The sequence below is a fragment of the Allorhizobium paknamense genome (assembly GCF_030815125.1).
Classification (GTDB): domain Bacteria; phylum Pseudomonadota; class Alphaproteobacteria; order Rhizobiales; family Rhizobiaceae; genus Allorhizobium; species Allorhizobium paknamense.
On record NZ_JAUSWH010000004.1, the window covers coordinates 167,386 to 182,584 of the forward strand.

Sequence of the window (15,199 nt, forward strand, 5' to 3'; positions counted from 1 at the left end):
GCATATCGCCATGATTTCCGGGCCTCGGACGCCCGATTCCATCCCCTTCAAAACGAATTTTTTGCAGAAAAATTTCCGCCGATCTTTAAGCCGCCGCCGAATCTCGCAAGGTGGCCCCGGTGGCGATCGATCCACCACAGGCAGTCCACATCCTTGCGCCCGGCGGGCAAGGATGTCATCGCGACGGTTTTTGCAGCGCCAAGGTTTCCGGGGCCAAGGTTTCCGGGGCCAAGGTTTTTGCAGCGGATGATCGGAAAACCGGTTTCCACTTTTCCATCCGATACTGTATCCCTGTGACCATGAAAAAAGGCGATCATCTCTTTCTTGTCGACGGCTCCGGCTTCATCTTCCGGGCCTTTCACGCGCTTCCGGCCCTGACCCGCAAATCCGATGGCCTGCCGGTGGGCGCGGTTTCGGGCTTCTGCAACATGCTATGGAAGCTGTTGACCGATGCGCGCGATACCTCTGTCGGCGTCACGCCCAGCCATCTGGCGGTGATCTTCGATTACTCGTCGAAGACATTCCGCAAGGACATCTATCCCGAATACAAGGCCAACCGCTCGGCACCGCCGGAAGATCTGGTGCCGCAGTTCGGTTTGATCCGCCAGGCCACCCGCGCCTTCAATCTGCCCTGCATCGAGACCGAAGGCTTCGAGGCCGATGATATCATCGCCACCTATGCCCGCGCGGCGGAAGCGATCGGCGCGGATGTCACCATCGTCTCCTCCGACAAGGACCTGATGCAGTTGGTGACGCCCAATGTCCATATGTATGACAGCATGAAGGACAAGCAGATCGGCATTCCCGAAGTGATCGAGAAATGGGGTGTGCCGCCGGAAAAGATGATCGACCTGCAATCGCTGACCGGCGACAGCACCGACAATATTCCCGGCATTCCCGGGATTGGCCCGAAGACCGCCGCCCAGCTCCTGGAAGAATATGGCGATCTCGATACGCTGCTCGCCCGTGCAGAGGAGATCAAGCAGGCCAAGCGCCGGGAAAACATTCTGGCGGGCCGGAATCTGGTGCAGATTTCCCGGCAACTCGTCACGCTGCGCACCGATGTGCCGCTGGACATGCCGCTCGATGCACTGATGCTGGAAAAGCAGGACGGGCCGAAGCTCATCGCCTTCCTGAAGGCCATGGAGTTCACCAGCCTTACCCGCCGGGTGGCGGAGGCCTGCGATTGCGATGCAAGCGCCATTGCCCCCGCCACGCTGGTGGTGGAATGGGGAGAGGCCGCCCATGGGCCGGACCTCGATCCGGGCGCGGAGCCTCAGGCATCGTCCGCCGCCGTCTCGCCCGCACCCTTGGCCAGCACGCCCGGAAAAACCGATGGCACCAAACCGGATGATCTTGCCGCCGCCCGGCTGGAGGCCTTCGGCGGCAAGGAGATCGACCGCAGCCGCTACGTGACGATCCGCGACCTGCCGACCCTCACGCTCTGGCTCTCGGAAGCCCGGGAAAGCGGCCTCGTCGCCTTCGATACGGAAACCAATTCGCTCGACCCCATGCAGGCGGAGCTTGTCGGCTTTTCGCTGGCGCTGCAGGACAACAGCTCCACCCCGGGCGCATCGGCCATCAAGGCCGCCTATATCCCGCTTGGCCACCGCACCGGCCATGGCGATCTTCTGGGTGGCGGCCATGCGGAAGGCCAGATTCCGATGGCGGACGCGCTGGCCGCCCTGAAAGGGCTGCTGGAAGACCCGGCCGTTCTCAAGGTGGCGCAGAACCTGAAATATGATTACCTCGTCATGAAGCGCTACGGCATCACGTTGAAGAGCTTCGACGATACCATGCTCATTTCCTATGTGCTGGAAGCCGGCCAGGGCACCCATGGCATGGACGCGCTCTCCGAACGCTGGCTTGGCCATACACCGATTACCTATAAGGAGGTTGCCGGTTCCGGCAAGGGCGCCGTCACCTTTGATCTGGTGGATATCGACAAGGCCACCGCCTATGCCGCAGAAGATGCGGATGTGACGCTGCGCCTGTGGCTGGTGATGAAGCCGCGCCTGGCGGCCATGGGTCTGACGCGGGTTTATGAACGGCTGGAACGGCCGCTGGTGCCGGTTCTGGCGCATATGGAAGCGCGTGGCATCACCATCGACCGGCAGATCCTGTCGCGCCTTTCCGGCGAACTGGCCCAGAAGGCTGCCGCCTTCGAGGACGAGATCTACGAACTGGCGGGAGAGCGTTTCAACGTCGGCTCCCCCAAACAGCTCGGCGATATTCTCTTCGGCAAGATGGGCCTGCCCGGCGGCTCGAAAACCAAGACCGGCCAATGGTCCACCTCGGCGCAGGTGCTGGAAGATCTCGCCGCCCAGGGCGCACCTCTGCCGCGCAAGATTGTTGACTGGCGCCAGCTGACCAAGCTGAAATCCACCTATACCGATGCCCTGCCCGGCTATGTGCACCCTCAGACAAAGCGGGTCCATACCAGCTATTCGCTCGCCTCCACCACCACGGGGCGGCTTTCCTCCTCTGAGCCCAATCTCCAGAATATTCCCGTGCGCACGGCGGAAGGGCGAAAGATCCGCACCGCTTTCATCTCGACGCCGGGCCACAAGCTGCTGTCTGCCGATTACAGCCAGATCGAACTTCGCGTGCTGGCCCATGTGGCGGAGATCCCGCAGCTTCGCCAGGCCTTTGCCGATGGCGTCGATATTCATGCGATGACCGCCTCGGAAATGTTCGGCGTTCCGGTGGAGGGCATGCCTTCCGAAGTGCGCCGCCGCGCCAAGGCAATCAATTTCGGCATTATCTACGGCATTTCCGCCTTTGGCCTCGCCAACCAGCTCAGCATCGAGCGCTCGGAAGCGGGGGACTATATCAAGCGCTATTTCGAGCGCTTCCCCGGCATTCGCGACTATATGGAAAACACCAAGGCCTTTGCCCGCGAGCACGGCTATGTGGAAACCATTTTCGGCCGCCGCGCCCATTATCCGGAGATCAAGTCCTCAAACCCGTCCATGCGCGCCTTCAATGAGCGGGCCGCCATCAATGCGCCGATCCAGGGCTCGGCGGCGGATATCATCCGCCGTGCGATGATCCAGATCGAGCCTGCCCTGGAAAAGGCCGGCCTTTCCGAGCGCGTGCGCATGCTGCTGCAGGTGCATGACGAATTGATCTTCGAAGTGGAGGATGATGCCGTGGACGCGGCCATGCCCGTGATCACCGCCACCATGGAACAGGCGGCCATGCCAGCCGTTGCCATGCGCGTGCCGCTCAAAGTGGATGCCCGGGCCGCGAACAATTGGGACGAGGCGCATTAGAGCATTTCCAGGGAAAGCCGAAACCGGTTCTCCTGAAAATGCGCTCACCTACCGATCACCGCAGCAACTGATCCTCGATCACCGCCACAAATTTCCGGCCAGCCTCTTCCAGCAGGCCGGAATTGTCTATCTCCACCACATGATAATCCCCGCGAATGGCCAGCGAGCTTCGCGCCAGCCGCGCCAGAATATCCTCGCGGCTTTCGCGGCCGCGCGCTTCCAGGCGGTCGGCCAGCACCTCGGGTCTGGCGGTGACATTCACCACCAGCAGACACCCAAAGGCGTCCGCAAAGCGCGGCAGGACTGAACGGGAACCGTTGGCGATCACCACCTGGCCCTGGCCGAGCAGGCCGCAGACGTCTGCCGGAATGCCATAGCATAGTCCATGCGCCTGCCAGTCCACGGCAAAGCGGCCTGTCGCACGCCATGCCTCGAATTCTTCCGGCGTGGCAGGCTGGTGGTCTTCCCCACCGGCCTGGGCGTCACGGGTGATGATCCGGCGGGCAAAATGCACGCCGTCCTGCCCCGCAAAATGCCGTCTGGCGAAATCGATCAGGCTGTCCTTGCCCGCCCCCGAAGGCCCCACCACGGCAATGAGACAGCCGGTTGCGGCCTGCGGCTGTCGGGATGTCCCGGCTGGGATGAGGCTCATCACACCACCCGCTGCCCCTGCCGCCAGACGGAGCGCACCACCGGCACCCCGTGGTCGCGACGCACCCGCACGAGATCGGCGCGCAGGCCGGGCGCGATCCGGCCTCGATCATCCAGCCCCACGGTGCGGGCGGGCGTGGCCGTGACCATGGACAGCGCCTGCGGCAGGTGGATACCCTCGAAGCGGTCCGCCAGCATGAAGGGCGCATAAAGCAGGCTGAAGGGAATATAATCGGATGACAGAACATCCAGCACGCCGCGTTCGGCAAGGTCGGCGGCTGCGATGTTACCGGAATGCGAGCCGCCGCGCACCACGTTCGGCGCGCCCATCAGCACGCTCATGCCGGCCTTGTGCGAGGCATCCGCCGCCTCGAGGCTGGTTGGAAATTCGGCCAGCTTCACGCCGTGGCCCTTGGCCTCTTCCACATGCTCTAGCGTGGCATCGTCATGGCTGGCGACGGTGATGCCGCGCGCGGCGCAGATTTTCGCCAGTTCATCGCGATGGCGGGCGGCATAGCGCTCCGACAGCGCCAGGCGTGATGCCACGAAGCGGGCGAACTGCTCATCCGTCAGGCCGCGCTTGGTCTTGTAGTAGAGCGTGTATTGCTCCATGGTCTGGAACTGACGCTGGCCCGGGGAATGGTCCATCATCGACACCAGCCGCACATGCGGATCCTGCTCGAAATCGGCAAAATGATCCATCACATTGTCGGAGGCCACTTCGCAACGCAGATGCAAAAGATGCTCGGCGCGCAGGCGGTTGTCGCGCTCGGCGGCCTGGATGGCGTCCGCCATCTCGCGCATCTCGCCCTTTTCGAAACCGCCATCTTCATCCGAGCCCATGCGCAGGCAATCGAAAACCGTGGTGATACCGGAGGCGGCCACTTGCGCATCATGGGCCTGGATGGCCGCCGTCTTGTTCCAGCGCACGCCGGGACGCGGCGAATAGTGGCTTTCCAGATGGTCGGTATGCAGTTCCACCAGTCCGGGGATCAGGTAATCGCCGCCGAAATCCTCACCCACCCGGCTCGGCCCTTCGGAAACCTCGGCGATCAGCCCGTCCCGGACCACCACCGCGCCATTCAGCAGCACGCCGTTTTCCAGAACGACGGTGGCATTGTTGAAAACTGTTTCCTGCGACATGGTCAACCTCGTTTGCCCTGAAGGGGCAGCCACGTGTGAAGGGTAAACGCCGCGCCGGGCGACGGCTCCTGAAAAAGTCCAAGGCCGGAAATTTCAAGCGGCCTGTCAATGAAGGGATGAAACGCTTTGGACGTCGCTGCCGCCATCGCGGGGGCCTGAGCCTCGGGCACCGGCCCCGTCAGCGTCATGTGAAAACGGAAGGCGTCCATGACATAGGGATAGCCCCAGCGGTCCAGCAAGGCGCGCTCGGTTTCAGACAGCCTTTCCGGCTTGCGCCGCGCCCGGTCGGCCTCGCTCAACGGTGCCCGGAAGGGGTCGAAAGCCTCGACAATGCGGGCCGCAAACGTCTGCAGATCCGCGTAGAGAGCCGAAGGCACCAGCGCGAAAAAGGGGCCAAGCTGATCGACCCGCACGGACGGCACGGTCAGCGGCGCATTATTCGCGCAAAATTCGGCAAAGGCATCCAGCAATGCCTCTTCCGTCCGGCCCTCCCGCAGGGCAAAGGGTGCCTTCAACGTCGCGTGAAAACCATAGCGGCGCGGATCGGCGGTCAGAGCGGCAAATTCCTCGGGCGAAAAGCCGGGGATTTCGGGCTGCGGCAAGGTATTGCCCGCAAAGGCATCCCGGCCCAGCCAGCGGGCGGCGGCCATGGTCAGGACATCGTCGGCCGGAGGGGTGAAATAGAGGGCATAGCGCAAGGGCAGGATCCTGGAATCGCTTCGGAGGGCTGCATTGTCCTCCAGCCCCTTGTCGCATGGCAAGGCTTGGAGGCAAGGCTTTCTAGTATTTCCAGGAAAAGTGGAAACCGGTTTTCCCTCCGGAAATACGTAGAAACAAAAAGCTGGGATCATTCCGTGTTTCATCGAAGCATGGAATGATCCTAAGCGAAACCTCTTGCACCGGACTGCGACAGGTCCACGGCGCTTCGGTGACACTTCGGTGAAACTTCTGTAACTTTTGCGCGTTACCCTGAAATCCTTGCTCCATATGAGGGTAGCGCCATGGAAATCGAAATGATGTTCGGCCTGTTCCTGACGGTGATGATTACGGTATCCGCCCTTTGCGCCGCCTGGTATGCCCGTCATAGCGGCGATTGAGCCCGCCGAAATCCCCTGCTTTGCCAAGGCGCTTCACACAGCGAAATATTGCGCTGCGAAATGTGATTGTGCGCTTGGTCAAAAATTTGTCATGAAAGGCATGAAGCTTCATGCTTCGTTATCAATTGCCATCAACAATGGTGTTATCGGCTGCGAACAGGGCCGGTCACTGGAGCTTTTCAAGACATGTGTCGCTGGGCAGCCTATCGGGGAGAACCGCTTTTCATCGAGGAGTTGGTGTCTTCGCCTGCTCACTCTCTGATTGAACAATCCGTCTGCGCCACGCGCGCCAAGACCTCCACCAATGCCGATGGCTTTGGTCTCGCCTGGTACGGCGACCGTGCGGAACCCGGACGTTTTCGCGATGTTTTGCCTGCGTGGTCCGATTGCAATTTGAAAAGCATTGCCCGGCAGATCCGCTCGCGGCTGTTTCTGGCCCATGTACGGGCCGCCACCCATGGCGCGACCCGGCGCGACAATTGCCATCCCTTCGTGCTCGGCCCTTGGTCCTTCATGCACAATGGGCAGATCGATCATTTCGACCGCATTCGCCGCTCCATGGAAGCCATGCTGGACGATACGCATTTCAACGCGCGTCACGGCACCACCGATTCAGAACTGCTGTTCCTGCTCGCCATGCAGTTCGGCATGGCGGAGCGCCCGCTGGCGGCCATGGCGGAAGCCATCGGCTTTGTGGAAGGCCTCAGCCGCCACATGACCGGAGAGGCCCGCGTGCGCTTCACCGCCGCCTTTTCCGATGGCGCAACCCTTTATGCCGTGCGCTATTCTACGGACGAATTCGCCCCGACCCTTTATGCCGGGCCGATGGGCGCTGAAGGCGGCTATTGCCTGGTCTCGGAACCCCTGGACGACAATAGCGAAAGCTGGGTAGAGGTTCCCGCCGGTAGTGCCGTCATCCTGGGTGAAGACGGGCTGAATATTGCAGGCTTCACACCCGATCAGGGGCGGCTTGAAACCCGCGAACGGGAAATGGCCTGACATTCCTTGATCAGAAATGTCGCTCAAGAGGTATTGCCCCTTCGAGAGAAGCGCCAACGGTTTTTCGTTCAGATAGGCTGAAAAACCAAGAATGAGAGCGCTTCGGTGAAACACGGAAGCGCTCCCGAATCTATCACTCCGCCTTGCTGGTCTCTTCCTGCGCAGCGGCGGAATCGGCCTTCGGGCCACCCTTGGCCACACCGACCATGGCGGGGCGCAAGACGCGGTCGCCGATCGTGTAACCGGCCTGCACCACCTGCACCACGGTGTTGTTCGGCACATTCGGGTTCGGAACCTCGAACATGGCCTGATGGAAGTTCGGGTCGAAACGCTGGCCCTCGGGTTCGATTTTCTTCACCCCGTGACGCTCAAGCGTAGAGAGCATGTGGCGCTCGGTCATCTCCACGCCCTCGATCAACGCGGCCAGACCAGCCTCGGCAGCCTCGCGGGCTTCCGCCGGCACGGCCTCGATGGCGCGGCGCAGATTGTCCGAAACCGCCAGCATATCGCGGGCAAAGCTGGTCACGGCATAGGATTTGGCGTCCTTGACGTCGCGGTCGGTGCGGCGGCGCAGATTATCCATATCGGCGGCAAGCCGCAGGAAACGGTCGCGCAGATCGGCGTTCTCCGCCTGCAGCGCCGCCAGCGGATCGGGCGTTTCGGCCTTCGGCTCCTCGACAGCAGGAGTTGCCTCGGGGGCTTCGGTCTTGGTTTGCGCCTGCGCGTCAGCCGCAGCAGCGTCAGGTCCGTTCTTGGTTGTGTCGTCGGTCATGACGTTCTCCGGTATGCTTGGAATGCGTGTTGTCCGCGCCCGATATCAGCGTTCGCCCGGCAAAAATCAAGAGCGCGCGATGCAAGAGATGCACGGGAAAACCCTATCAGCTGCCTTTGCGTGACAGCCGCGCCATGAGCTGGGCGGTGTAATCCACCATCGGCACGATGCGGGAATAGTTGAGCCGCGTCGGCCCGATCACGCCGACCGCACCGACGATGCGGTCATCGCCGTCGCGATAGGGCGCGACGATCAGCGATGAGCCCGAGAGAGAAAACAGCTTGTTTTCCGAGCCGATGAAAATCCGCACACCGGGGCCGGTTTCGGCGAGATTGAGGATCTCGATCAGGCTTTCCTTGCGCTCCAGATCGTCGAACAGCAGGCGCAGCCGGTCTATATCCTCCAGGCCCGCCAGCCCCTCCAGCAGATTGGCCCGGCCGCGGACGATCAGCCGCGTCGGTTTTTCCCCCTCGCCGCCCGACCAGACCGCAAGCCCGCGCTCCACCAGATCGCGGGAAAGCTCATCCAGTTCGCTCTCCACCTGACCTTTCAGCTTTTCCAGCTGACTGCGCACCTCATGCAGCGTCTGGCCTGCCAGATGGGCGTTGAGAAAATTGGCCGCCTCGGTCAATTGCGAGGCGGTGACGCCTGCGGGCAAGTCGATGATGCGGTTTTCCACCTGGTTATGCTCGCCCACCAGCACGGCCAGTGCCTTGGTCGGTTCGAGCCGGATGAATTCGACATGTTTCAACACCGGATCGGACTTGGCGGCGATCACCAGCCCCGCTCCGCGCGACAGGCCGGATAGCATCCGGCTTGCCTCGTTGAACACGCCCTCCATCGACTGGTCGTCTTCGCTGGGGCGGATCTGCCGCTCGATCGAGCCCCGCTCCTCCTCCGAGAGATTGCCCACCTGCATGAAGGCATCGACGAAGAAGCGCAGGCCCATCTGGGTTGGCAGGCGACCGGCGCTGATATGCGGCGCATAGATAAGGCCCAGTTCCTCCAGATCGCTCATCACATTGCGCACCGAGGCGGGCGAGAGCGTCATCGGCAGGATGCGCGACAGATTGCGCGAGCCCAGCGGCTCGCCGGAATCGAGATAAGTTTCCACGATGCGGCGAAACACTTCCCTGGACCGTTCGTCCAGTGCCGAGGAAATCTGGCCGTCCCTGATCGTGCTGTTACCCATCTGCCCTTCGGATGATCCGTTTCAATTCTCATAATATAGCCCGCCGCAACGGCTTAACAACGGTATTTTAACGGCGTGCCGTGCCCGTCATGGCTTTTCCTTTGCAAAAGCCGCCAAGCGACCTTAGAAGGCAGCAGAGATCCCCGAAGCCTTGGCACCCAAACGGCACCTGGCTTCGGTCGTGTTGATGCAGGAGGGAAATGTCTCCCTTGTGCTTTTGGGAGAAGACAATGCGGCCTTCAGGCAGAAAAACCGATCAGATGCGCAAGGTGAGCTTCGAGCGCAATGTGTCCAAACATGCGGAAGGCTCCTGCCTGGTGAAGTTCGGCGACACCCATGTGCTGTGCACGGCAAGCCTGGAAGACAAGACCCCGCCATGGCTGCGCAATACCGGCAAGGGCTGGGTGACCGCCGAATACGGCATGCTGCCGCGTGCCACGGGCGAACGCATGAAGCGCGAAGCCGCCTCCGGCAAGCAGGGTGGCCGCACGCTGGAAATCCAGCGGCTGATCGGCCGTTCGCTGCGCGCCGTCGTCGACCTGGAAGCGCTGGGCGAACGCCAGATCTCGATCGACTGCGACGTCTTGCAGGCGGACGGCGGCACCCGCACGGCCTCCATCACCGGCGCCTGGCTTGCCCTGCACGACTGTCTGAAATGGATGGAAGCGCGCAACATGGTCAAGGTGGAGCGCGTGCTGAAGGACCATGTCGCCGCGATTTCCTGCGGCATCTTTGCCGCCCAGCCGGTGATCGATCTCGATTATCTGGAGGATTCCGCAGCCGAAACCGATGCCAATTTCGTCATGACGGGTGCCGGTGGCATCGTTGAAATCCAGGGCACGGCGGAAGGCAAGCCCTTCAGCCAGGACGAGTTCCTGACGCTGCTCGACCTTGCCCGCAACGGCATTGCAAGCCTGGTGGACCTGCAGAAACAAGCCTTGGGTTAAAGAGGAGTAAGCCATGGCCCTTCCCCTCGAAGCCGTGCTGGAAACCGCAATCTATGTCGACGATATCGACGCGGCGGAGGGGTTTTATGGCGGGCTGCTGGGCTTTGAAAAGATCCTGCGGGAGGCAGAGCGCCATGTGTTCTATCGTTGCGGGCCGGGTGTGTTGCTGGTGTTCAACCCGGCGGAAACGGTAAAACCCGCGCCGCAGGGCGCGCTTCCCGTGCCGCCGCATGGTGCGCGCGGGCCTGGCCATGTCTGCTTTCGGGTTGCGGCAGCGGAGATAGAGGGCGTCAAAGCCCGACTGCTGGAGGCTGGCGTCGAGATCGAGGCCGATTTCTTCTGGCCGAACAGCGCCCGTTCGATCTATTTCCGCGATCCGGCGGGCAACAGCCTGGAATGTGCCGAGGCCCGTCTCTGGGGTATTGAGGACGAAGATGCGCAAGCTTGAGACCAAAACCATTGTCGTGGCCAGTCATAATGCCGGAAAAATCGCCGAGATTGCCGATCTGATCGGCCCCTTCGGGTTTTCGGCGAAATCCGCCAAGGAACTGAACTTCATCGAGCCCGAGGAAACCGGCACGACCTTCGAGGACAATGCCGCGATCAAGGCGCTCGCCTCGGCCAAGGCCTCCGGCCTTCCGGCCCTGTCGGACGATTCCGGCCTGGTAATCGATGCTCTGGAGGGTGCCCCCGGTGTCTACACCGCCAACTGGGCGGAAAGGCCGGACGGCAGCCGCGATTTTGCCATGGCGATGGACAAGGTGGAAAAAGCCTTGGCAGAGAAGGGCGCCTTGACGCCCGAGGCCCGCACGGCGCGCTTCGTCAGCGTTCTTTGCCTCGCCTGGCCAGATGGCCATACGGAAATGTTCCGGGGCGAGGTCGAGGGCGTGATTGCCCCTGCCCCGCGTGGCACGGCAGGCTTTGGCTATGACCCGATCTTCCAGCCTGAGGGCCATGACCGCACCTTCGGTGAGATGACATCGGAAGAAAAGCACGGCTGGAAGCCCGGCCAGCCGCAGGCGCTGTCGCACCGCGCCCGCGCCTTCAAGATCTTCGTTGAAACCTGCCTGGACGCCTGACCGCTCATGGCCGAGCCCACCTCCCTTCTGCTTCCGGATACGGGCGAGCCTGGCTTCGGCATCTATGTGCATTGGCCTTTCTGCGCGGCCAAATGCCCCTATTGCGACTTCAACAGCCATGTCCGGCATCAGAAGATCGATCAGCCGCGTTTCGCCGCTGCCTTCCTCAAGGAGATGGAGGTCATGCGGGCCTTGAGCGGCCCGAAAACCGTGACCAGCATCTTCATGGGCGGCGGCACGCCGTCGCTGATGGATCCGGCAACGGTGGGCACCATTCTGGACGGCATCGCCCGGCACTGGACCGTGCCGCGCGGCATCGAAATCACCATGGAGGCCAACCCCACCAGCGTCGAGGCAGAGCGGTTTCGCGGCTATCGCGCCGCGGGCGTCAACCGGGTGTCGCTCGGCGTTCAGGCCTTGAACGACAGGGACCTGAAATTCCTTGGCCGCCTGCATTCGGTGGAGGATGCGCTGAAGGCGGTGCGTCTGGCACGGGAGATTTTCCCGCGCATGTCCTTCGATCTCATCTATGCCAGACCGGACCAGACGGTGGAGGCCTGGGAACAGGAATTGCGGCAGGCGATCTCCTATGCCGTGGATCACCTGTCGCTCTACCAGTTGACCATTGAGGAAGGCACGCCCTTTTTTGGCCTGCACAAGGCTGGCAAGATCATCACGCCGGATGAGGACCGCGCCGCCGAGCTTTACGAGGCAACCCAGGACATCACAGCCTCCGAGGGGCTCCCGGCTTACGAGGTTTCCAACCACGCAAGACCCGGCGCGGAAAGCCGTCATAACCTCACCTATTGGCGCTATGGCGATTATGCCGGCATCGGCCCCGGCGCCCATGGCCGCCTGAGCCAGGCCCACAAGAAACTGGCGACCGCCACCGAACGCAATCCGGAACGCTGGCTGGAGGCGGTGGAAGCTGAAGGTCACGGCATGGTGGACCAGGACCTGCTGGGCAATGACGAGCAGGCCGATGAATTGCTGCTGATGGGCCTGCGCCTGCGCGAAGGCGTGGATCTCGCCCGCTGGCAGGAGCTTTCCGGCCGCGATCCCGATCCGGTGCGCGAGCAGTTTTTACTGGAACACGGTTTCATAGAACGCCTTGGCAATTCCCGTCTGCGCTGCACGCCCAAGGGCATGCTGGTGCTGGACGCCGTGGTTGCCGATCTCGCCTGCTGATCCCATACTCCTCCATGTAAGCAACCGAAGAGGAGGAGCGCGATGCCCGTGGATGACGCCTTCGCACGTTTTGAAATGGCGCGTTTTTATGACGCGTTCAACCATCATGGCGAGGATGGCGCTTTCTATGAGAACTTTGCGAAACAGCCCTGCCGTATTCTGGATGTCGGGTGCGGCACAGGCTCGGTGACCTTACGTCTTGCGGCTAAAGGCCATAAGGTCACCGGCATAGACCCCGCTCCAGGCATGTTGACGGTGGCCCGGCAAAAGGACGGGGCTCACAAGGTCGAGTGGCATCAGACAACAGCAGAAGATTTCCAAAGCGAAAGGCGCTTCGACCTCGCGATCATGACAGGCCATGTGTTTCAGGTCTTTCAGGATGATCGGGAAACACATGCAGCCCTGAAGGCCATCCACCGCCATCTGGCACCGGAAGGCACGATTATCATCGAAAGCCGCAACCCTCTTCAAAAGGCCTGGCAAGACTGGACACCGGAAAAAACCCGGTCCTCAGCCGAAATTGCAGATGCTGGACGCGTGGAAGTCTTCTATGAGGTGAAACGGGTGGAAGACGAGCATGTAACCTTCGATGCCGTCTTCACAGTGGTCGAAAGCGGCAAAACCTTCATCAGTGAAAGCCGTCTGCGCTTTGCCTCCGCCCAAACCATTCGCCGCCTTTTCAACGAAGCGGGATTTCGGACGATCGATCTGCTTGGCTGGTGGGACGGCTCTGTCTTCACAACACAGAGCCCGGAAATTATCGTCATCGCCCGAACCTGACCCGAGCAAAATAAAAGGGCCCGGCATAGCCGAGCCCTTTTTTGACACCTGATTACTCGTTGATCAGACGGCGCAGCAGTTCGATTTCCTGCGAAAGCTTCTGATCGCCGGCAATCAACTCTTCGATCTTGCGCACCGCGTGCAGCACGGTGGTATGGTCACGTCCACCAAAACGACGTCCGATTTCCGGGAAGGAGCGCGGCGTCATGGTCTTGGACAGATACATCGCAATCTGACGCGGCTTGACGATGACCCGCGTGCGGCGGTTCGAGACCAGTTCCTGCCGCGAGACATTGTAATGGCGTGCCACGATGCGCTGAATGTCCTCGATCCGGACACGCTTCTGATCGGAAGAGCCGACGAGATGCGCCAGAAGCTCATCCACACGATCGACCGTCAGGTTTGCCTCGAAGGAGCGGCGGAAGACCAGCTGGTTGAACGCACCTTCGAGATCACGGCCGCTGCTGGCAACGTTGCGCGCCACATGCGCCAGAATATCCTCGGGGATATCGAGGCTCGGATCTTCCCGGCGGGCATTGCCCAGACGCACCTTCAGCATGTCGAGGCGCATTTCATAATCCGGCGCTTCCATTTCAATGGCCACGCCACCCTGGAGGCGCGAGCGGACACGTTGATCGAGGCTTTCCAGCTCCCATGGGGCGCGGTCGGCGGCCACCACAACCTGCTTGGCGCTATCGAGCAGCATGTTCAGGAGGTGACAGAATTCGTGCTGGATCGTCTTGCCCTGGAGGAACTGCATGTCATCGATGATCAGGAGATCGATGTTGCGCAGCGAGTCCTTCAGCGTCAAAGCATCATTGTCGCGGATTGCGGTGGCAAAGCGCCACATGAAATATTCCGCCGTCAGATAGACGACACGCGGGGCCCGCGGGCTCTGGATCGCCGCGTTGGCAATGGCTTGCAGCAGATGGGTCTTTCCAAGACCGACGGAGGAATGGATGAACAGCGGGTTGAAGCGCACGGCTCCGGCCCCGGCTTCGGCAATGGTCTTGGCAGCGGCAACGGCCACCCGGTTCGAGGCGCCTTCGATGAAGGCGTCGAAGGTGAAGCGGCTGTCGAGCGGCGAGCCGAAGAGCGGGCCCTGAGCGGGCTGGCGCTGTGGCTGGGCGATGGCAGGCGCGGCTGCGGCAAGCGGCGTGGCCGATTGCGGAGCGGAGCGCTTCTGCTGCACAGGCTGGGCCGTCGTTTCGGCCACCGTGCTGCGGTCTTCGCCACCGGCCACGCGGCCATTGCGGCTGGCGCTGCGCACGAGGATTTCCACCTTCAGAATGCTTGGATCCTCAGCCTGAAGAATGGTGGTGATGAGATCCAGATAACGATTGTTGATCCAGGACTTCAGAAACGTTGTCGGCACGGAAAGCCGGATCACGCTCTTCGATGCCGAATGCAGCTTCAACCGGCCAAACCAGCTGGCGAAGACATCAGCACCGACCTGGGCTTTCAAACGCACACAAAAGCGTTCGAACAGCGCGTCATGCATGATTTCGGAAGTCTCTCCCGCCGTATCAGGGCAAACGGCCTGCTTCGTCGTGCGCGCCTCGTCCCCACCGGCTACCGCACTTGCCGTCACCATATTCATTTGCATATCGCCGCCTTCCACTTTTCCTAAGATGCCGGGCAACTGCCATACCTGCCCGACGCTCGTTTTCCCGGCATCGTCCGAAACTGAACGATACATGTGACCCCCGTTCACCACCCGCAGATGCGAAGCGATGACATGCCCCTGGACTTCGGACTGCCGGAAACCAGCACACCTCCCCAGGGCCCTACCTTCTCTTGCCCCCCGTGTCGCCAAGGCTTTCCGGGAGATCCGTTTCGGTGCGGCATTATCCCTGCCATACCCGATCTTTTTAAGGCCCTCTCTGTTCCCTTTCGGAGAGCGGACCCTCTTTGGTGACGTGGTCACCCCTGCGGCAAACCTGTTCTCTTTTCCCGCAGGTCTTTCGAAACAGCCCTTCATCCTCGTTTATGAAGACCGTCCAAAATCTCCTTCTGCCGACAGAACCTGGCCTTTTATCAAAGGCAGGCCACTGTAACATTTTACATCCGCTGCAT

At 61.5% G+C, this 15,199-nt stretch carries 14 protein-coding genes; 7 read left to right on the plus strand and 7 right to left on the minus strand.

Going from position 1 to position 15,199, the window contains the following annotated elements; translation table 11 throughout:
- Positions 1-47: 47 nt before the first annotated feature.
- On the minus strand, positions 48-317 hold the full coding sequence (locus QO005_RS08465) for a hypothetical protein (RefSeq protein ID WP_307157560.1): 270 nt from the start codon (positions 315-317) through the stop codon (positions 48-50).
- Here QO005_RS08465 and polA point away from each other — a divergent pair.
- Positions 300-3,275 carry a DNA polymerase I gene (gene polA, locus QO005_RS08470; protein WP_307157749.1) on the plus strand — a complete coding sequence of 992 codons (2,976 nt, stop codon included), beginning with the start codon at positions 300-302 and terminating at the stop codon, positions 3,273-3,275. The genes QO005_RS08465 and polA overlap by 18 nt on opposite strands.
- 55 nt (positions 3,276-3,330) lie before the next feature.
- On the opposite strand, the gene phnN is transcribed toward polA, so the two are convergent.
- Genes phnN through QO005_RS08485 form a run of 3 tightly spaced genes read right to left on the minus strand, consistent with a single transcriptional unit; the run spans position 3,331 to position 5,767 of the window.
- Positions 3,331-3,927, minus strand: a complete 597-nt coding sequence (gene phnN / locus QO005_RS08475) for a phosphonate metabolism protein/1,5-bisphosphokinase (PRPP-forming) PhnN (RefSeq protein WP_307157561.1) — start codon at positions 3,925-3,927, stop codon at positions 3,331-3,333.
- Positions 3,927-5,069 (minus strand): alpha-D-ribose 1-methylphosphonate 5-triphosphate diphosphatase, encoded by a 1,143-nt coding sequence (locus QO005_RS08480; RefSeq protein WP_307157562.1) that lies wholly within the window; start codon positions 5,067-5,069, stop codon positions 3,927-3,929. Before QO005_RS08480 ends, phnN begins: the two co-directional genes overlap by 1 nt.
- Before the next feature lie 2 nt (positions 5,070-5,071).
- Entirely contained in the window at positions 5,072-5,767 is a 696-nt protein-coding gene (locus tag QO005_RS08485) for a DUF1045 domain-containing protein (RefSeq protein ID WP_307157563.1), read from the minus strand.
- A gap of 585 nt (positions 5,768-6,352) precedes the next feature.
- Between QO005_RS08485 and QO005_RS08490 the strand changes: the two genes are divergently transcribed.
- Positions 6,353-7,165: a class II glutamine amidotransferase gene (locus tag QO005_RS08490; protein ID WP_307157564.1), complete on the plus strand. Its 813-nt coding sequence runs from the start codon at positions 6,353-6,355 to the stop codon at positions 7,163-7,165.
- Between the two features lie 133 nt (positions 7,166-7,298).
- Here the strand turns inward: QO005_RS08490 and grpE are convergent, their stop codons facing one another.
- A complete protein-coding gene (grpE, locus tag QO005_RS08495; protein WP_307157565.1) occupies positions 7,299-7,937 on the minus strand; it encodes a nucleotide exchange factor GrpE in 639 nt (212 codons plus the stop codon).
- Positions 7,938-8,043: 106 nt separating this feature from the next.
- Positions 8,044-9,129, minus strand: coding sequence for a heat-inducible transcriptional repressor HrcA (hrcA, locus tag QO005_RS08500; protein WP_307157567.1), 1,086 nt, complete (start codon positions 9,127-9,129; stop codon positions 8,044-8,046).
- Positions 9,130-9,359: 230 nt separating this feature from the next.
- Between hrcA and rph the strand changes: the two genes are divergently transcribed.
- The 5 genes from rph to QO005_RS08525 are packed head-to-tail and all read left to right on the plus strand — an operon-like array spanning position 9,360 to position 13,123.
- Positions 9,360-10,076, plus strand: coding sequence for a ribonuclease PH (gene rph, locus QO005_RS08505; RefSeq protein ID WP_307157568.1), 717 nt, complete (start codon positions 9,360-9,362; stop codon positions 10,074-10,076).
- A 13-nt stretch (positions 10,077-10,089) separates the two neighbouring features.
- The gene (locus tag QO005_RS08510) at positions 10,090-10,524 is read left to right on the plus strand and encodes a VOC family protein (protein WP_307157569.1); all 435 of its coding nucleotides are present in this window, start codon (positions 10,090-10,092) and stop codon (positions 10,522-10,524) included.
- Positions 10,511-11,155, plus strand: coding sequence for an RdgB/HAM1 family non-canonical purine NTP pyrophosphatase (rdgB, locus tag QO005_RS08515; RefSeq protein WP_307157570.1), 645 nt, complete (start codon positions 10,511-10,513; stop codon positions 11,153-11,155). Before QO005_RS08510 ends, rdgB begins: the two co-directional genes overlap by 14 nt.
- A 6-nt stretch (positions 11,156-11,161) precedes the next feature.
- Positions 11,162-12,343, plus strand: a complete 1,182-nt coding sequence (gene hemW / locus QO005_RS08520; protein ID WP_307157571.1) for a radical SAM family heme chaperone HemW — start codon at positions 11,162-11,164, stop codon at positions 12,341-12,343.
- Positions 12,344-12,385: 42 nt separating this feature from the next.
- A complete protein-coding gene (locus QO005_RS08525) occupies positions 12,386-13,123 on the plus strand; it encodes a class I SAM-dependent methyltransferase (RefSeq protein ID WP_307157572.1) in 738 nt (245 codons plus the stop codon).
- 52 nt (positions 13,124-13,175) lie between these two features.
- On the opposite strand, the gene dnaA is transcribed toward QO005_RS08525, so the two are convergent.
- Entirely contained in the window at positions 13,176-14,729 is a 1,554-nt protein-coding gene (gene dnaA / locus QO005_RS08530) for a chromosomal replication initiator protein DnaA (RefSeq protein ID WP_307157573.1), read from the minus strand.
- Between the last annotated feature and the right edge of the window lie 470 nt (positions 14,730-15,199).